Source organism: Streptomyces sp. NPDC029152 (assembly GCF_055564355.1).
Genome location: NZ_JBVHWR010000015.1, coordinates 38891 through 56321 on the forward strand (window position 1 = coordinate 38891; position 17431 = coordinate 56321).

The 17431-nt window shown below is 71.0% G+C and carries 12 protein-coding genes; 1 reads left to right on the forward strand and 11 read right to left on the reverse strand.

Annotated features, from left to right (window positions below; all coding sequences use genetic code 11):
* Window positions 1–434: 434 nt before the first annotated feature.
* A complete protein-coding gene (locus tag ACZ4V6_RS27555) occupies window positions 435–1868 on the reverse strand; it encodes an endo-1,4-beta-xylanase (RefSeq protein ID WP_467832567.1) in 1434 nt (477 codons plus the stop codon).
* 732 nt (window positions 1869–2600) lie between these two features.
* On the opposite strand from ACZ4V6_RS27555, the gene ACZ4V6_RS27560 reads away from it, so the two are divergent.
* Window positions 2601–4067 carry a non-reducing end alpha-L-arabinofuranosidase family hydrolase gene (locus ACZ4V6_RS27560; RefSeq protein WP_467832569.1) on the forward strand — a complete coding sequence of 489 codons (1467 nt, stop codon included), beginning with the start codon at window positions 2601–2603 and terminating at the stop codon, window positions 4065–4067.
* A 188-nt stretch (window positions 4068–4255) separates the two neighbouring features.
* Here the strand turns inward: ACZ4V6_RS27560 and ACZ4V6_RS27565 are convergent, their stop codons facing one another.
* The 10 genes from ACZ4V6_RS27565 to ACZ4V6_RS27610 all read right to left on the reverse strand — a co-directional run bounded on the left by ACZ4V6_RS27565 (window position 4256) and on the right by ACZ4V6_RS27610 (window position 17267).
* A complete protein-coding gene (locus tag ACZ4V6_RS27565) occupies window positions 4256–4492 on the reverse strand; it encodes a DUF5302 domain-containing protein (RefSeq protein ID WP_467832571.1) in 237 nt (78 codons plus the stop codon).
* Between the two features lie 143 nt (window positions 4493–4635).
* Window positions 4636–6045: a DEAD/DEAH box helicase gene (locus ACZ4V6_RS27570; RefSeq protein ID WP_467832574.1), complete on the reverse strand. Its 1410-nt coding sequence runs from the start codon at window positions 6043–6045 to the stop codon at window positions 4636–4638.
* A gap of 220 nt (window positions 6046–6265) precedes the next feature.
* Window positions 6266–6859, reverse strand: a complete 594-nt coding sequence (locus ACZ4V6_RS27575; protein WP_467832576.1) for a protease inhibitor I42 family protein — start codon at window positions 6857–6859, stop codon at window positions 6266–6268.
* A 257-nt stretch (window positions 6860–7116) separates the two neighbouring features.
* Window positions 7117–8175 (reverse strand): type III polyketide synthase, encoded by a 1059-nt coding sequence (locus ACZ4V6_RS27580; RefSeq protein ID WP_467832580.1) that lies wholly within the window; start codon window positions 8173–8175, stop codon window positions 7117–7119.
* A 502-nt stretch (window positions 8176–8677) separates the two neighbouring features.
* Window positions 8678–9883 carry a cytochrome P450 gene (locus tag ACZ4V6_RS27585; protein WP_467832586.1) on the reverse strand — a complete coding sequence of 402 codons (1206 nt, stop codon included), beginning with the start codon at window positions 9881–9883 and terminating at the stop codon, window positions 8678–8680.
* A 305-nt stretch (window positions 9884–10188) separates the two neighbouring features.
* Window positions 10189–11655: a Re/Si-specific NAD(P)(+) transhydrogenase subunit beta gene (gene pntB / locus ACZ4V6_RS27590; protein WP_467832590.1), complete on the reverse strand. Its 1467-nt coding sequence runs from the start codon at window positions 11653–11655 to the stop codon at window positions 10189–10191.
* A gap of 6 nt (window positions 11656–11661) precedes the next feature.
* On the reverse strand, window positions 11662–13218 hold the full coding sequence (locus ACZ4V6_RS27595) for a Re/Si-specific NAD(P)(+) transhydrogenase subunit alpha (protein WP_467832593.1): 1557 nt from the start codon (window positions 13216–13218) through the stop codon (window positions 11662–11664).
* Window positions 13219–14013: 795 nt separating this feature from the next.
* Window positions 14014–14883, reverse strand: coding sequence for a carbohydrate ABC transporter permease (locus ACZ4V6_RS27600; RefSeq protein WP_467832596.1), 870 nt, complete (start codon window positions 14881–14883; stop codon window positions 14014–14016).
* The gene (locus ACZ4V6_RS27605; protein ID WP_467832599.1) at window positions 14880–15851 is read right to left on the reverse strand and encodes a carbohydrate ABC transporter permease; all 972 of its coding nucleotides are present in this window, start codon (window positions 15849–15851) and stop codon (window positions 14880–14882) included. Before ACZ4V6_RS27605 ends, ACZ4V6_RS27600 begins: the two co-directional genes overlap by 4 nt.
* 93 nt (window positions 15852–15944) lie before the next feature.
* Window positions 15945–17267 (reverse strand): ABC transporter substrate-binding protein, encoded by a 1323-nt coding sequence (locus tag ACZ4V6_RS27610; RefSeq protein ID WP_467832601.1) that lies wholly within the window; start codon window positions 17265–17267, stop codon window positions 15945–15947.
* Window positions 17268–17431: the final 164 nt, after the last annotated feature.

Here is a 17431-nt window from a genome sequence, read left to right on the forward strand (position 1 = left end):
GACAACCGATCCCCTCACCTTCGTCCAGCACGTGGCCGGCGGCTCTCTCGCACTGAGCGGATGAACGGCACCGCCTCCCTGACACCGTCGCACTCCCTGGTCGAGCGCGCAGCAGCCGTGCTCCTGCTCGCCGTCGGCGGCACGGTATACGCCGTCGACGGCGGCCAGGGATGCCGGCTGGCCCTCCCGGGACTCCTGGAAGACGGCTCTCTGCCCGTTTCGTACAGGTCGAGGGCGGTCTTCACCGCACATCGCGGCGCGCGTCGGACCAGAGGACCGCGAGGAACATCGTTCGTTCCGAGGAGGAGGACGTCTGCCCGCGCCCCCGCGGGGCCGGGCCGGCGTGACGCCTCCACCGGGCCGTGTCGATCGTGTGGGCCGCCGTCACGGCGGCGGCCCACACGATCGTCAGCGATGCCTTCGCGCAGCCCTGGTCAGACGCGGGTCCAGCGTTGGTTGGTGCCGTTCGAGCAGGAGTAGAGCTGGATCGGGGTGCCGTTGGCGGTGCCGCCCCCGACGGCGTCGAGGCAGAGGCCGGACTGGACGCCGACGACGGATCCGTCGGAGTTGAGGCGCCACTTCTGGTTGTCGCCGCCCCAGCAGCTGTAGATCTGCACCTTGGCGCCGTTGCCGGTGCCGGCGGCGTCCAGGCACTTGTTGCCGTAGACCCTGAGCTCACCGGCGTCGGTGTACGTCCACTGCTGGTTGGTGCCGTTGTGGCAGTCCCACAGCTGGAGCTGGGTGCCGTCGGTGGTGCTGCTGCTCGGCACGTCCAGGCAGCGGCCCGAACCGACGCCCTTGAGCGTGGTGCCGTCCGCGGGCGGCGGTGTGGTGGAGCCGCCGTTGAGCGCGTTGAGGACCGCGGTGTAGGCGGGCTTCTTGCTGCCGTCGTTGTTGAACAGCAGCGGCGTGTCCCCCGACCGCCAGGAGTCGCTGTCGCGCACGCCCCAGACGGTGATGCCGAGGCAGCGCGAGACGGCCAGGCAGTCGTTGACCACGTTGGCGTAGGTCGAGGCCGGGGCGCCCTGGATGTCGAGTTCGGTGATGGCCACGTCGACGCCGAGGGCGGCGAAGTTCTGCAGCGTAGTGCGGAAGTTGCTGTTGTAGGGGCTGCCGCTGTTGAAGTGCGACTGGAAGCCGACGCAGTCGATCGGCACGCCGCGCTGCTTGAAGTCCCGCACCATGGCGTACATGGCCTGGGTCTTGGCCCAGGTCCAGTTCTCGACGTTGTAGTCGTTGTAGCAGAGCTTGGCGGACGGATCGGCGGCGCGCGCGGTGCGGAAGGCGACCTCGATCCAGTCGTTGCCGGTGCGCTGCAGGTTGGAGTCGCGCCGGGCACCCGAACTGCCGTCGGCGAAGGCCTCGTTCACGACGTCCCACTGCGCGATCTTGCCCTTGTAGTGGCCCATCACGCCGTTGATGTGGTCGATCATCGCCTGGCGCAGCGCGCCGCCGCTGAGGCTCTGCATCCAGCTGGGCTGCTGGGAGTGCCAGGCCAGGGTGTGGCCGCGCACCTGCTTGCCGTTCTGCGCCGCCCAGTTGTAAACGCGGTCGGCGGCGGTGAAGTTGAACTGGCCCCGCTGCGGTTCGGTGGCGTCGATCTTCATCTCGTTCTCGGCCGTCACCGAGCTGAACTCACGGGCCGCGATCGTCGCGTACGTCGAGTCGCTCAGCCTGTTCGCGGCGATGGCGGTGCCGAAGTAGCGGCCGCTCTGCGCCGCCGCGGCGCCCAGCGTGCTCTCGGCGGCCTGCGCGGGCGGCGGCGCGGCCAGTGCGGCGGCCACGCCGAGGGCTCCGGCGACCAGCGTCGGCAGCAGAACGCGGATCTTCCGTCGGACATCGGGTCTGGGAAGGGCGTGAGGGCCCATGGCTGTGCCTCCAAGGTAGGGATGACGGGATCACCGGACACCGCGGTCATGAGTCCCGGGAGGTTCTCGACCGGCACGGACGGGCCCGGTCGGCCGCCGAGTGGCGTACGCCGGGCGGCAGCGGTCTTCCGACACAGGCACGGGGTGCTCCATCGCGGCTCAGCCGGGAGGCCGTCACGCGGCGCCGCGCGCCTCTCCTGCCTCAGGGAGGGGCGGGACGCGCCGGTGCAGGCCTCACCGGAACGGAAAACGGGGTGGCGCAGGTGCTTCGGTGTGCGGATCCGTCGTACGGCTGTGCGCGGCTCTGCGGGTGCGGCACAATCCGCCCGGGACCAGTGTGGTTCGAAATCTCGTCCTACGGTCGGGTTACCAGACAGAATGGTCGAGGGGTTGACGGTGACTCGTCAACCCTCGTGACAGCAGAAGTTTCCGACTCTGGTTCGAAAGTTTCGATACCGCGTCGAGGCGGGCGGATCCCCGGACCGGCGAGCCGTACCGCACACCACCTGCGGGTACGCGGCCGGCACAAGGGATCGCCGCGCCCGGAGGGAGGGACTGTTTGCGGACAGATCAGCGACAGGCCTTGACCGGAGGGCCCCGCCTTCCTAGCTTGTGGCGTCACAGAACCGGGATCACGTCGAAACTTTCGAATCCGTCCCCGCCCTTCCGGCGCGGCTGCCGCCCCGCGGTTCGTCGGCGGCGCCCCACCCCCGCCCCCAAGGAGGCCCTCCGATGTGGTTCCACCACCCGTCCCCGGTCCGGCCAAGACGCTTACTCGGCGTCCTCGCTCCCCTGCTGCTGGTGGCCGCCTTCCTCGGCGCCCAGCCCGCCGAGGCCGCGACCGTGGACCCCGACGCCTCGTACGTGCTGGTCAACCGCAACAGCGGCAAAGCCCTCGACGTCTACAACATGGCGACCGGCGACGGCGCCCGCATCACCCAGTGGACCAGGAACGACCAGACTCAGCAGCAGTGGCAGTTCGTCGATTCCGGGGACGGCTACTACCGCATCAAGTCCCGTCACTCGGGCAAGGTGCTGGACGTCTACAACTGGTCCAGCGCGAACGGCGGCTCGATCGTCCAGTGGTCCGACCTGAACGCCACCAACCAGCAGTGGCGGCTGGCCGACAGCTCGGACGGCTACGTGAGGCTCATCTCGCGCCACAGCAACAAGGCCCTCGAAGTGCAGGGCGCCTCCACCGCCGACAACGCGAACATCGTCCAGTACGACGACTGGGGCGGCACCAACCAGCAGTGGCGGCTCGTCAAGGTCGGCGCCGACACCCCCGGCTCGTGCGCTCTTCCGTCGAGCTACCGCTGGACATCGACGGGCGCGCTGGCGCAGCCCAAGCAGGGGTGGGTCTCGCTCAAGGACTTCACCGTCGCCCCCTACAACGGCAGACAGCTCGTCTACGCGACCACACACGACACGGGGACGAGGTGGGGTTCGATGAACTTCGGCCCGTTCACCGACTGGTCGCAGATGGCCTCGGCCAGTCAGAACACGATGTCCAACTCGGCCGTCGCGCCCACGCTCTTCTACTTCGCGCCGAAGAACATCTGGGTGCTCGCCTACCAGTGGGGCGGGACCGCCTTCTCCTACCGGACGTCGAGCGACCCCACCAACCCGAACGGCTGGTCGTCCGAGCAGGTCCTCTTCTCCGGAAGCATCTCCGGCTCCGGAACGGGACCCATCGACCAGACGCTCATCGGTGACGGCACGAACATGTACCTGTTCTTCGCCGGCGACAACGGCAAGATCTACCGGGCCAGCATGCCGATCGGGAACTTCCCGGGCAGCTTCGGCTCCACCTCGACAGTGATCATGAGCGATACGACGAACAACCTGTTCGAAGCTCCGCAGGTCTACAAGCTGCAGGGCCAGAACCGCTACCTCATGATCGTCGAGGCGATCGGCTCGCAGGGCCGGTACTTCCGCTCGTTCACGGCCACCAGTCTGAACGGCTCGTGGACGCCCCAGGCCGCGACCGAGAGCAACCCCTTCGCCGGCAAGGCCAACAGCGGCGCCACCTGGACCAACGACATCAGCCACGGCGAGCTGATCCGCACCAGCCCCGACCAGACCATGACCGTCGATCCCTGCAATCTGCAGTTGCTCTACCAGGGACGCAGCCCCGCCTCCGGCGGCGACTACGGTCTGCTGCCCTACCGTCCGGGTCTGCTGACGCTGCAGCGCTGACGGCATGCCACGGTTCCGGTTCCGACAGGAGCCGGAACCCTGGCGGGCCGCCGGCCGCCTCCTGGCCGCTCGTACGATGCCGACGGCCGGGCGTCCTGGCCGGGACGCGCCTCGCCCGCGACGCACACGGAAGTACGCGCGTCGCGGGCCACCGCACGGAGCGGGCGGGTGGGATGCGGGCCCCCGGCTCAGCCGCCGCTCTTGCGCCTGAACGACCTGCGGCCCGCGGCCGGGCCGTGCGCCGCGCGCACCTTCGACGCGCCGGGGCCGGCGGCACCGTCGGCGGCGTCCGCCTGCGCACCGCGCTTGCGGGCCAGCGCTTCGCGGAACTTGCGCTTGAGGTCGCCGTCGCCGTCCGGCGCCGGCGGGGACGTCTCGGGGTCGGCCGGCTCCGAACCTTCCGTCGATACGGGTTCTGCGGTCATGGTGACCTCCTGGGTCCGGGGGGGGTGGGCAGGGACAGCTTGTCATGCCGGGCACCGGCGGGGAGGTGAACAGGACGGTTCCGGGCCCGGGCCGGGGGCCGTCGATCCCGTGGTCGGGGTGCTCACCGCGGGGGCGGCCCCTCTCAGCCGTTGCGGCGCACGAGGGCGGCCCTGCGGGCCTCGGCGAGCTTGCGGGCCTCGCCGGCCTTCCGGGACTTGCCGCCGGCGCCGCGGGAGGGGTCCTTGCTGGTGCCGAGGCCGCGGAAGGGCGCGTTGCCGTTCTTGGGACGGGGGACGGCGGGCCCGCCGTCGAGCGGGACGCCGGAGGGAGCCTTGGCGCCGGTGATCCGGCTCAGCTCCGCCTCGCCCGAGCGCACCTTGGTGACGGTCGGCTCGATGCCGGCCGCGGCCAGCATCTGGCTCGTCTCGCGGCGCCGGCCCGACAGCACGAGCGTGACCACGCTGCCGGACCCGCCGGCGCGGGCGGTGCGGCCGGCCCGGTGCACGTAGTCCTTGGGGTCGGTGGGCGGGTCGACGTTGACCACGAGGTCGAGGTCGTCGACGTGCAGGCCGCGCGCCGCGACGTCGGTCGCCACCAGGGCGGTGATCCCGCCGTTCTTGAACTGCGCCAGGGTCCGCGTGCGCTGCGGCTGGGACTTGCCGCCGTGCAGGGCCCCGGCGTGGACCCCGCTGGCCCGCAGGTGCCGGGTGAGCTGGTCGACGGCGTGCTTGGTGTCGAGGAACAGCAGGACGCGGCCGTCGCGGGCGGCGATCTCCGTGGTGACGGCATAGCGGTCGGGGCCGTGGACGACCAGGACGTGGTGCTCCATCGTCGCGACCGTGCCCGCGGACGGGTCGACCGAGTGGGCGACGGGGTCGTGGAGGTAGCGGCTGACCAGCTGATCGACGTCGCGGTCCAGGGTGGCCGAGAACAGCATCCGCTGTCCGTCGGGGCGCACCTGGTCGAGCGCGTCGACGACCTGCGGCAGGAATCCCAGGTCGCACATCTGGTCGGCCTCGTCCAGCACGGTGATCCTCACCCGTCCCAGGCGGCAGGCGTTGCGCTCGATCAGGTCGTGCAGGCGACCGGGGGTGGCGACGACCACCTCGGCCCCCTCGCGCAGCGCGGCCACCTGCCGGCCGATCGGCATGCCGCCGACGACCGTGGCCATCCGCAGCCGCAGCGCCTCGGCGTACGGCGCCAGCGCCTGGGCGACCTGCTGGGCCAGCTCCCGGGTGGGTACGAGGACCAGGGCGAGGGGCTGTCTCGATTCGGCGCGCCGCCCTGCCGTACGGGTCAGCAGCGGCAGGCCGAAGGCGAGCGTCTTGCCCGATCCGGTGCGACCGCGTCCCAGGACGTCGCGGCCCCGAAGGGCGTCGGGCAGTGTGGCGGCCTGGATCGGGAAGGGTTCGCGCACCCCCAGCCCGCTCAGTGTCCGCAGCACCTCCGCCGGCAGTCCGAGACCGGCGAAGGAGACGGCCCGGGCCGGGGCCGCGGCACCGGGCCGGGCGGGGTCGCCGTGAGCGATGTCGGGGTCATCGGGATGCTTCATGAACAGCCTTCCGCAGGGGGGAACGTACCGAGGAAGGCCCGGCAGGACGGAACAGCCCGCGCACGAGCGGAACCGAACGTGCAAAAGCGCCCACCGCGACGACCACGCAAACGCATGACACTACCACGGGACGTGGCAACGCGCCGTGGGACCGGTCACCCCTCCGTTCGGCGGGGAAGGCGGCCGGGCCCGGCTCGGCTCCGGGGCGGTCCGCCGCGGCTCAGCCGACGGTGACGGTGTAGGTGATGCGCTCGGGGGCCTGGGAGGGGGTGGCGGAGGGGCCGGTCGTCTCGGGGGGCCGGGTGGAGGCGTTGCCCCGGCAGGTGGTGAAGGTGCAGTGCAGCAGGGTGAACCGGGTGGTCCCCTTGCCCTTGGTCTCGAAGGTGAAGGTGAGCCGGCCGCCGGCGCCGGGTTCCGGGTCGTCACCGGAGTTCGACGCGTACTCCTGGCCGCGGCTGACCAGCACCGCGCTGTCGGGCTCGGGGCCGACCAGGTACCAGTACTCGCGGGTGGAGGCGTTCCGGTCGACGGTGAGCGCGAAGCGCTCGCCCGGCTCGGCACTGATGCTGGTGTCCCTCACCGGGTGGCTCGTGGGGCCGCCGGCCGCTTCGCCGGTGCTCGATCCACAGCCCGCGGCGAGAGCGAGGAGCGCGGCCACCGCGATCGCGGCACCGCCTCCACGGAAGGCGGACGCCGTGCGCGTCGGGAGACCACCGGTGGACGCCCTGTCCGCACTGCCGTCGGCGAGGTCGTCCTCGCCGGTGCCGTCCATGTCCGTGCCGGCGTCGTCGGGTTGCCGGACCTGCCCGGTCATGGCTGTCCCGGCCTGGTGCCCGTTCCCGCCCAACGTGCCTTCCCCGTAAGCGTTCGATCACGACCGCGGGCAGACCAGCACCCACCGTGCCGCCGATCCGCCGGGCGGCGCCCGGCGGCGCCCGGGGTGCCTGCCCGCCGAAGCCGCCGGCCCGCCCTCGGCGGCCCCCTGGGGACGGCCGCCGAGGGCGTCGTCCGGGCCGGGTCCCCGCCGATGCCGCGCCGTGGTGACGAGGCGCGTCCCCCGGCCGGCGGGCGTCAGGATTCGGACTCCGAGGTCCAGGTGCCCAGCGCGATCTCGGCGGTGATGCCGGGCCCGAAGCCGGCCATGAGGCCGCGGTGGCCCTCGAGGGCCGATCCCTCGTCGAACATGCGGGCCAGGGCGTCGAGTACCACCGCGCTGGCTATGTTGCCGTACTCGGTGAGGGTGGCGCGGCTGAAGCGGAACGCTTCGGACGGCACGTCGAGGAAGAGGCTCAGGTCGTCCAGGATGCGCGGACCGCCCGCGTGGATGATGTAGAAGTCCATCTTGCCGGCGTTCCACTGGTGCTGTTCCGCGACGGCCTGCAGGGCCGGGGCGAGTGGCTCCATGGTCCCGGGCACGCGCTTGTCGAGCTGGAAGTGGAAGCCTGTGGAGCGGACCGCGTAGGAGATCCACTCCTCGGTGCCCGGGATGACGTACGAGCCGTTGCGTTCCAGGCGGACTCCCGTGCCGCCGTCGCCCCGGACCACGGCCGCGGCGATCCCGTCGCCGAACAGGCCGTTGGACAGCAGGGACCCCACGCCGAGGTCGGTGGGCTGGTAGCACAGCGAGCAGAACTCGCAGGCGACGACGAGCGCGTTGGCGTCGGGGTACGCCGTGCAGAAGTCGTGCGCCCGGTTGATGGCCGCGCCACCCGCCGCACAGCCGAGTTGGGCGATGGGCAGCTGCCGGGTCTCCGGCCGGAAGCCCATCGTGTCGATGAGCCATGCGGTCGGCGGAGGCATCATGAAGCCGGTGCAGGACACGTAGATGATCATGTCGATCTGCTGCGGTTCCAGTTCCGCCTGGGCGAGGGCCCGGCGCACCACGGCCGGCACGCGGGCCTTGGTGTGCTCCTCGTAGGTGGCGCTGCGGGCGTCCACGCCCGGGTGCTGCAGCACCTTCTCTATGGGCTGGATCAGGTGCCGCTTCTGCACGCCCGTGTGTTCGATGAGCTTGAGGGCCAGTTCGAGCTGCGGATGGTCGCCGTGCAGCCGTTGCGCCAGTTCGAGTGTTTCCTCGTTGGTGATGACGTACTCGGGCACTTCGATCGCCGGCTTGCAGAGAACCGCCATGGAATGCCTCCCAGTGGACGTGGTCCACACGGCCGGGCCGTGACCGGACGGGGGCAGGTCGTCTTCCGGTGGTAGCCGCAGGGATCCGTCCACACGGAAACGGTGCGAAACGAACCGCAGGCGGGCTCCGTTGCCGGATTCGATGTCCCTGGCGCGGGCGCGGCCGGGATGGACCGTCGAAGACTGAGTTCTCACCGTTCGGACGGAGGGTGATCCGCCACGGCCTGGTCAGCCGTCTGATCCACGTTACGACGGGAGGGTGAGGGCCGCATGTCAGCGGAGCGTCCGGCGGGAGGGCCCGGTGCACAGCGGGCCGTGGCCCTCCTGCCGGCACACCGCCGATGACGTTCCTGTTCCCGGCCGGTCGAGTCGACGGTTCGCTCCCCAAAGCCTCCCGCGCCCCGCCGGACGCGTGTTCAGCGGCGGGGCGCAGCTAGGGGGCCGAGGCCCCGGGGAAGTGCCTAGGCGCACGGAACGCGTGCGCGACCGGAGGGAGCCGCGGTCACCAGGTGACGGGCAGCGCGAGCGGATAGCGCCAGATGGACGTCCTGTTCCAGCGCACCTCCTCGGCCGGCTTCGCCAGTTCCAGGCCGGGGAAGCGCTCCAGGAGGGTTCCCATCGCGACCTGGAGTTCGGTGGTGGCGAGCGGGGCACCCAGACAGTGGTGCCCGCCCCAGCCGAAGGTCATGTGAGACGGACCGGAGCGTTCGAGGTCCAGCTCGTCGGGCCGGTCGAACTTCCGTCCGTCACGGTTGGCCGTCAGATAGGAGACGTGCACGATGTCCCCCGCCTTGATCTTCACCCCGCTCAACGTCACGTCCTCCATGGCGACGCGGGGGATACCGACGCCTTTGCGGAAGGGGATGAAGCGCAGCAGTTCCTCGATGGCCTGCGGGAGCATCCCCGGGTCGGCGCGCAGCATGGCGAGCTCTTCGGGGCGGGTGAGCAGGGTGTAGGCGATGTTCCCGATCTGGTAGGTGGTGGTGTCCTGCCCGGTGATGAGGAGGACCATGGCCATGACGGCCAGCTCCTGGTCGTCGAGGAGTTCGTCCCCGTCGCGGGCCGTGGCCAGCGCGCTGATCAGGTCGTCACCGGGGTTCTCGCGCCGGTGCCGGGTCAACGTGTGGAAGTAGGCGCGGAGATCGGCCTTGGCCCGTACGGCGTCGTCCCGGTTGTCGACGCCGGTGTCCATCATGGTCCGGGCGTGGGAGCGCAGTCGGGCCCGGTCGGCCTCGGGGATGTCGAGGACCTCGCAGATGGTGGCCAGGGGCAGGGGGTCGGCCAGGTGCTCGACGAGGTCCGCGGGGGAACCGCGCTCCGCCATCCGGTCGAGCAGTTCGTTCACGACGTGCTGGGTGCGGACCCGCATGCGTTCCATGTGACGCGGCGCGAAACCCTTGGAGATCAGGCTGCGCAGGCGGCTGCTGGCCGGCGGGTCCATCACGTTGATCGCCTCGTCCTGAACGATGGGTTCAGGAGTCATGCGCGGAAAGTTCCGGCCGACGACGGCGCGACGGCTGAAACGCCGGTCCGTGGTCACCGTGCGCACGTCGTCGTAGCCGGTGACGAGCCATGCGTCGCCCTCGCCGTGGGGCAGCCGGATGCGGGAGACGGGCGCCTCCGTCATCAGGCGTCGGAGCATGGGGTCGAACTCAAGGGCTTCGGCATAGTCGAACGGGCAGTTTCGCGCGGTGGCGCCTGGTTCCATGCGTGGCTCCTGAGGGGAATCCGGTGGCGGGCCGGTGTGTCCGGGACGGGACATGGATGCCCGATCACCGGCGAGGGCACGCACCGTTCCGGCCGTTCGGCGTAACGCTCCGGCAGTGGTTCGTCCCCCGGGCCGGTGCCCGCCGCCGCCCCGGTGCGGAAGGGGCGGCCGAGGCCACCGGCCCTCTTCGGCGTCGTCCCCCCGGGGTGGGGGCCGCGCCGGTTCGGGGGGCGTGTCCCGGCGCCGGGCGGCGCGGCGCGGGCGGCCGCCGGCCGGACCGGTGGCCGCCCGTCTTCGCGGCCGTGTCACCGGCGGGCCGGCGCGGCCCGTCGCGTGCCCCCGGCCGGTCCGCGGCCGTCGTGCGTGCCGAGCGCGCGCAGGATCTCCTCGACGCTCTGCTTGGCGTCGCCGAAGAGCATGCCGCTGTTCTCGCGGAAGAAGAGCGGGTTCTGCACGCCCGCGTAGCCGGAGGCCATGGAGCGCTTGAAGACGATGACCTGTTCCGCCTCCCAGACCCGCAGCACCGGCATGCCGGCGATCGGACCGGTCGGGTCCTCGACCGCGGCCGGGTTGACGGTGTCGTTGGCGCCGATGACCAGCACGACCGAGGTGGCCGCGAAGTCGTCGTTGATCTCGTCCAGTTCCAGGACGATGTCGTAGGGCACCTTGGCCTCGGCCAGCAGGACGTTCATGTGCCCCGGCAGGCGTCCCGCGACGGGGTGGACGCCGAAGCGGACCTCGATGCCCCGCTCGCGCAGCCGCCGCGTCAGTTCCGCGACGGGGTGCTGGGCCTGGGCGACGGCCATGCCGTACCCGGGGGTGATGATCACCGAGCGGGCCCGGGCGAGCAGTTCGGCCGCCTCCGCGGCCCGCACCTCGCGGTACTCGCCCTGCTCCCCCTCGCGCCCGGACGGCGCCTCGATGCCGAAGCCGCCCGCGATGACGGAGAGGAAGGACCGGTTCATCGCCTTGCACATGATGTAGGACAGGTAGGCACCGGAGGAGCCGACCAGCGCGCCCGTGACGATGAGCAGGTCGTTGTCGAGCAGGAAGCCCGCCGCGGCCGCCGCCCAGCCCGAGTAGCTGTTCAGCATGGAGACGACGACGGGCATGTCGCCGCCGCCGATCGAGGCGACCAGGTGCCAGCCGAGGGCCAGCGCCAGCACGGTGACCGCGATCATCAGGGGGAGGTTCGGGCTGATCGTGAACCAGACGGTCAGCGCGACGAAGGCGCCGAGGGCGCCGACGTTCAGCGCGTTCTTGCCCGGCAGCATCAGCGGGCGGGACGCGATGCGCGCCGAGAGCTTCAGGAAGGCGACGACCGATCCGGTGAAGGTGACGGCGCCGATGAAGACGCCGATGAACACCTCGGCGTGGTGGATGCCCAGCAGGCCGGCGCCGATCCGGGTCTGCGCCGCGCCGTGCGCCTCCACCTCCAGGTAGCTGTTCCAGCCCACCAGCACCGCGGCGAGGCCGACGAAGCTGTGCAGCACCGCGATGAGTTCGGGCATCTGCGTCATCTCGACGCGGCGGGCCCGCCACAGGCCGACGGCAGCGCCGAGCGCCGTCGCCAGCACGATCAGGGCCACCGCCCCGGCGGTGATGCTCTGCGCCGCCACCACGACCGTGGCGACCAGGGCGAGGGCCATGCCGGCGATGCCGTGGACGACGCCGGCGCGGGAGGTGCGGTGCTGGGACAGGCCGGCCAGGCTGAGGATGAACAGCAGGGCGGCGACCAGGTCGGCCGCGTGAGAGGCCGTCAGGGAGGTCATCCGGGCTCAGCCTTTCGAGAACATGGACAGCATGCGGCGGGTGACGGCGAAACCTCCGAAGATGTTGATGCTCGCCAGCAGGATCGCCGCGAAGGACAGCGCGGTGACGATCCTGCTCTCGTGCCCGATCTGCAGCAGGGCGCCGATCACGACGATTCCGGAGATCGCGTTGGTCACCGACATCAGCGGTGTGTGCAGCGCGTGGTGCACCTTGCCGATGACGTAGTAGCCGATCACCACCGCCAGGGCGAACACGGTCAGGTTCTCGGCGAGTTGGGCCGGGGCGAAGGCCACGAGCAGGAACAGCGCGAGCATGCCGAGCCCGAGCACGCCGAGGCGCCCCGCGGGCGACGGCCTCGGCCGTCGGGGCTCGGGCGGGGCGGGCTCGGCGGCGGGCCGCGCGGCCGGCGCGGCCGAGACCGCCACGGGCGGCGGCGGCCACGTGACCTCCCCGTCCCGCACCACGGTCACGGCCCGTTGCACGACGTCGTCGAAGTCGATCACCGGCTGCCCGTCCCTGCCGGGCGTGAGCAGTCTCAGCAGGTTCAGCAGGTTGGTGCCGAACAGCTGCGAGGCCTGGGCCGGCAGCCGGGAGGCGAGGTCGGTGTAGCCGATGAGGGTGACGCCGTTGTCGGTGACCACCGCGCGCCCCGGCACGGTGCCCTCGACGTTCCCGCCCTGTGCCGCGGCCATGTCGACGATGACGCTGCCCGGCTTCATGACGGCCACGTCCCCGGCCGTCAGCAGGCGCGGTGCCGGCCGGCCCGGGATCAGCGCGGTGGTGATCACGACGTCCACGTCCCGGGCCTGCTCGTGGTAGAGCTCTGCGGCGGCGCGGTCGTAGTCGGCGGAGGTCGCCTTGGCGTACCCGTCGGCGCTCGTCTCCTGGGCGACGTCCACCGGGAGGTACTCACCGCCGAGCGACGCGACCTGGTCCGCGACCTCGGGCCGCGGGTCGGTGGCCCGGACGATCGCGCCGAGGCTGGAGGCGGCGCCGATCGCCGCCAGACCGGCCACGCCCACGCCGGCCACGAGCACCTTCGCCGGCGGCACCTTGCCCGCCGCGGTGACCTGGCCGGTGAAGAACCGGCCGAAGACGTGCGCGGCCTCGATGACCGCCCGGTACCCGGCGATGTTCGCCATCGACGACAGCACGTCCATCGACTGCGCCCGCGAGATGCGCGGCACCGCGTCCAGCGCCAGCGCGGTGACCCCGGCACCGGCCAGCGCCCGCAGCAGTTCGGGGTGCTGTGCCGGGGCCAGCAGGGCGACCAGGACGGCGCCCCGCCGCAGCCGGGCGACCTCCTCTCCGGAGGGGGAGGCGACCTTCAGGACGACGTCCGCGCTCCAGGCCTCGCCGATCTCGGCGCCGGCGTCGAGGTAGGACCGGTCGCCGAAGCCGGAGGCCGCGCCGGCCCCCGCCTCCACCACGACCTCGTAATCGAGGCCGAGCAGTTGACGGACCGTCGCGGGAGTCGCCGCGACACGCGTCTCCCCGGCGGCGGACTCGGCCACCACGCCGATGCGCCGTGGTGGGTGGTGCGCGGATTCACGTGAAGCCATGTCTCGTGTTCTCCCCTCGGAGGGAAATGTGACGGCATGTCCGCGGTCACTGGCTGCCCGTCGGCCCCTTCCCTGGGGGCGCGGGCCGTAGGAACCTACCCGCCGGAGCCGCCCGCGCAGACGCGCAGGGCCGTGGCACGTCTCATTCGGCGGCCGCCGTGCCGCCGTCCTGTGGCCCTGGCCGGCCGCGGGACGGGGCGCCGAGGGGCACGGACCCGCCCTCGACCTGTGTGTTCCCTCCCCCTGGCCATCCTCGCCGCCATGCTCCGGGGCGCGTGCCCGGGGAGCCCCGGGGCCGTGCGCCGGCCGTGTCGGCCCCGGGACGCCGGGGACGTGAGGAAACCGGCGAGGAAGCCGCCGGCCCCGGCGCGCGCAGCCGGACGGGCAGGACCGCGGGGGCGTCCGGCGCGGTGCCGGCCGGGACGGCGGGGACGGCGGGGACGGACTGCCCGGCGGCGAGCGGGAGCCCCGTCCCGCCGGACACCACGGCCCGGCCCACGGCACCGGCTGCGGGGACGGCCGGGCGGGTGCCGGACCCGGCGTGGCCGTCCCCGCGCTCGTCCAGCCGGTGGACGGCCACGGCCGCTCCGGCGGTGACGCGTACGGCGCGGGGGGAGCGACCGCCGGGAAGCGGGGTGCGGGAGCGACGCCGAGCACGGCGGGGCACGGCACCGCGGGGTCGCGGACCCCCACGCGCGCGCCGGGCGGTGACGCGGTCGCCACTGTGCGGCCGGCCCGCCGGGGACCCCTCCGCGGTACCGGCGGTCCACCGCGTGGACGGCGCCTCCGGGAGCCCTACTTGGTGGCTCCCTGCGCGAACCCGTTGTAGATGTAGCGCTGCAGGAACAGGAAGACCACCAGGGTCGGCACGATCACGAGGACGGCTCCCGCGGAGATGTTCTCCCAGTGCGCTCCGAACGGCCCCTTGAACCGGAACAGGGCGGTCGACATGGTCCCGAGCTCCTCGGAGGGCATGTAGAGGAACGGGACGTAGAAGTCGTTGTACGTGGTGATGCCCTTGATGATGACGACGGTCGCGATCGCCGGCTTCAGCAACGGAAAGATGATCTTCCGGTAGATGGTGAACGCGTTGGCGCCGTCGAGCCGCGCGGCCTCGTCGAGGGACGGGGGGATGCCCCGGATGAACTGCAGGAAGATGTAGACGGACACGATGTCGGTGCCCATGTAGAGCAGGATCGGGGCCCAGCGGGTGTCGAACAGGCCGAAGCTGTTGACCACTTGGAAGGTGGCGACCTGTGTGGTCACGCCCGGTACCAGGGTGGCGATCAGGAACAGGGCCATGATCAGCTTCTTGAGCCGGAAGTCGAAGCGGTCGATGGCGTACGCCGTCATCGAGCCGATGACCACGGTGCCCGTGATGGAGAACAGCAGGATGAAGGCCGTGTTGCCGAAGGCCGTGAGCATGTGGCCGTCGTGGAAGGCCGTGGCGTAGTTGGAGAAGTTGAGCCAGTCGTCCGGCAGGGTCAGGGCGCCCTGGCCGTCGGCGATCTCGTCGTAGGACTTGAGCGAGGTCAGGAACACCACGACGAGCGGCAGCAGCACCACGAGCGAGGCGACGACGAGCGACAGGTACGTCAGTGTGGTGCCGAGGCGCGGGCGCCGGCGCGTCCGCGCCTGTGCGGGGGCGGGGGCGGTGACGGTCATACGAGGTCCACCTTCTCGTCGGGCACGAGCCGGCGCTGGATCCAGGTGATCAGCAGGATGATCACCAGCAGCACCACGGCACAGGCCGAGGCCAGGCCGGTCTTGTTGAACTGGAAGGCGAACTTGACCGTCTGGATGACGAAGGTCGAGGTGCCGGTCGCGCCGCCGGTCATGATGTACGGGATCTCGAAGACCGAGAGGGAACCCGAGATCGCCAGGATGACGCTGAGGCTCAGCACCGGCCGGATGCCCGGCGCGATGATGTGCCGGAACTGCTGCCACCGGCTCGCGCCGTCCAACTGGGCGGCCTCGTAGAGCTCCCCGGGGATCGACTGGATCGCGCCGAGGAACAGGACGAAGTTCAGGCCGGTGAAGCGCCAGACGGACACGCCGGCCAGTGAGGTGTTGGCCGACTCCGGACTGCCCAGCCAGGCGTGGTCGGAACCCGCTCCGAACCAGGACAGGACCGAGTCGAGGGTGCCGCCGTCCTGGAAGAAGTACAGGAAGACGAAGCCGATGGCGACGCCGTTGATCAGGTAGGGGAAGAACAGGATGCCTTTGAAGAGGTTCCTGAAGCGCAGGTCGAAGCTGAGGACGGTGGCGAAGTACAGGGCGATCACGATCTGCACGACGGACGCCGCGAGGTAGTAGAGGCTCACCGCGAACACCCGGAACAGTTCGGGACGGGTGAACAGTTCGGTGTAGTTCTCCGTGCCGACGAACTCGCGGTCGGGGCTGACCCCGTCCCAGTCGGTGAAGCTGTAGAAGAGCATGTTGCCCACCGGCACGTACGTGAACGTGATCAGCAGGACGAGGGGGGCGGCCAGGAACAGCCACGGGGTCACCCGGCGCATCGGCCGGTGGTGCCAGGAGCCGCCGCCGGACGCGCGGTGGGGGCGTCGTTCGCCGGTCCGGCCCGGCTCGGTGGCCGGGGCGGGCGGTGATGCGGTGGAAACGGTTCGGGTCATTGCGGAGCCGGGCCTTTCGTCGTCCGCTGGGCACTGGTGCGCCGGGTTCCGGCCGGAGCGGGAGGCCAGGAGGCCGGAACCCGGTGCGCGGGGTCAGGAGCCGACGGTCCGCCGGGCCTCGGACCAGCGCTTGTTCAGATCGTCGAAGTAGTCGTCGAGGGAGCCGTCCACCGCGCCGCGGGCGATGTCGATGAGCTTCTGGCGGTAGTCCGGCTTGGCCAGACCGATCTCGGAGGCGTTGTCGACGGCGTTGACCTCGGCGGTCTTGGCCTCGGAGCGCTCCACCATCTTGACATCGTTGTCAACATAGCCTTCGAGGGTGTCGGGCATCGGCTCGGACCTCAGCGCGGAGACCGCGCCCTCCTTCGCCGCGTAGCCGGACTTCGCGGTGAACCAGTCGATCCAGGCCCGGGCGGCACTCTTGTTGTCGGAGTGGATGTTGACGGCCTGCTGGTAGTCGGAGACCAGGGTGGCGCAGAACGTGCCGCCCCGCTGCGCGGGAACGGGCATGAAGCCGATGTCGTCGGGGTTCGCGCCGGCCTTCTCGGCCGCGTCCCGCATCTGGTTGACGGCCCAGGAGCCGAGCATCATGCTGCCGATCTCGCCCTTGGCCAGGAGGGTCTTGGAGCTCTCCCAGTTGGTGGTGGCCGGGTCCTTCTCCGACAGCTTCCCGTGCACGATGTCGTACAGCAGGGTGTCGAGCGCGTTCAGGTCCGTGCCCTCGCCCCAGGGCTCGTCCATGGCGGCCAGCTTGTCGGAGGCCTGCGTGTCGCAGCTGACGGAGCCGATGCTGTTGGTCCAGGGGCTGCTGAGCGGCCAGCCGTCCTTGAAGTTGGTGTAGTAGGGCGTGGCACCCGTCCTGTCCTTGACGGCCTTCAGGTCGTCGAGGAACTGCCGGGCGGTCGTCGGCCAGTCGGTGATGCCGGCCTTCTTCCACACCGCCTTGTTGTAGACGAAGCCGTTGGCGGTGCCGAAGGAGGCGATGCCGTACGTCCTGCCCCCGACATCGGTCTTGTCGGTGAAGCGGTAGGTGTCCTTCATCGACGACGTGTCGCCGAGCGGCGCGAAGAACTTCGGGTAGTCCCCCTTGGCGATCACCGCGGGGATCAGCAGGACGTCACCGTACTCGTCGGTGTTCATGCGGATCTTGACCTCGCCCTCGTAGTCGGTGAGGGCCTCGAACCTGACCTTCACCTCGGGATAGGTCTTGTTGAACTCCGCGGCGTACTTCTTCATCGTCCCGTCCTGCACGAGGTCGGTGCGGTTGGTCAGGACGGTGATGTCGCCCGAGACCCCGTCCGGGCTCACCGGCGCGGCGGCGGTCTCGTCGGCGTTCGGGCTTCCCCCTCCGCTGCACCCCGCGACGGTCAGCATCGCGGTGGTGAGCAGAGCGACGCTCAGCGTCTTCTTCCCCATGCGCCCAGCTCCTTCCATGGACTACGGCTCGGGCTGCGGTGACTGACGGCGACTATGTCAGTCACTAGTGAACCGGTAAAGCTCTCACCTTCCTCGCGATACCCAATCGTTACGTGCGGGAAAGAGAATGACCAGTCATCTGTAGTAGGAGCTGCGGTTTCGCA

Bases quoted from the DNA above. Each gene is read 5' to 3' on its own strand.
- ACZ4V6_RS27555 (WP_467832567.1), bottom strand. From the start codon at position 1,868: ATGGGCCCTCACGCCCTTCCCAGACCCGATGTCCGACGGAAGATCCGC.
- ACZ4V6_RS27560 (WP_467832569.1), top strand. From the start codon at position 2,601: ATGTGGTTCCACCACCCGTCCCCGGTCCGGCCAAGACGCTTACTCGGC.
- ACZ4V6_RS27565 (WP_467832571.1), bottom strand. From the start codon at position 4,492: ATGACCGCAGAACCCGTATCGACGGAAGGTTCGGAGCCGGCCGACCCC.
- ACZ4V6_RS27570 (WP_467832574.1), bottom strand. From the start codon at position 6,045: ATGAAGCATCCCGATGACCCCGACATCGCTCACGGCGACCCCGCCCGG.
- ACZ4V6_RS27575 (WP_467832576.1), bottom strand. From the start codon at position 6,859: ATGACCGGGCAGGTCCGGCAACCCGACGACGCCGGCACGGACATGGAC.
- ACZ4V6_RS27580 (WP_467832580.1), bottom strand. From the start codon at position 8,175: ATGGCGGTTCTCTGCAAGCCGGCGATCGAAGTGCCCGAGTACGTCATC.
- ACZ4V6_RS27585 (WP_467832586.1), bottom strand. From the start codon at position 9,883: ATGGAACCAGGCGCCACCGCGCGAAACTGCCCGTTCGACTATGCCGAA.
- pntB (WP_467832590.1), bottom strand. From the start codon at position 11,655: ATGACCTCCCTGACGGCCTCTCACGCGGCCGACCTGGTCGCCGCCCTG.
- ACZ4V6_RS27595 (WP_467832593.1), bottom strand. From the start codon at position 13,218: ATGGCTTCACGTGAATCCGCGCACCACCCACCACGGCGCATCGGCGTG.
- ACZ4V6_RS27600 (WP_467832596.1), bottom strand. From the start codon at position 14,883: ATGACCGTCACCGCCCCCGCCCCCGCACAGGCGCGGACGCGCCGGCGC.
- ACZ4V6_RS27605 (WP_467832599.1), bottom strand. From the start codon at position 15,851: ATGACCCGAACCGTTTCCACCGCATCACCGCCCGCCCCGGCCACCGAG.
- ACZ4V6_RS27610 (WP_467832601.1), bottom strand. From the start codon at position 17,267: ATGGGGAAGAAGACGCTGAGCGTCGCTCTGCTCACCACCGCGATGCTG.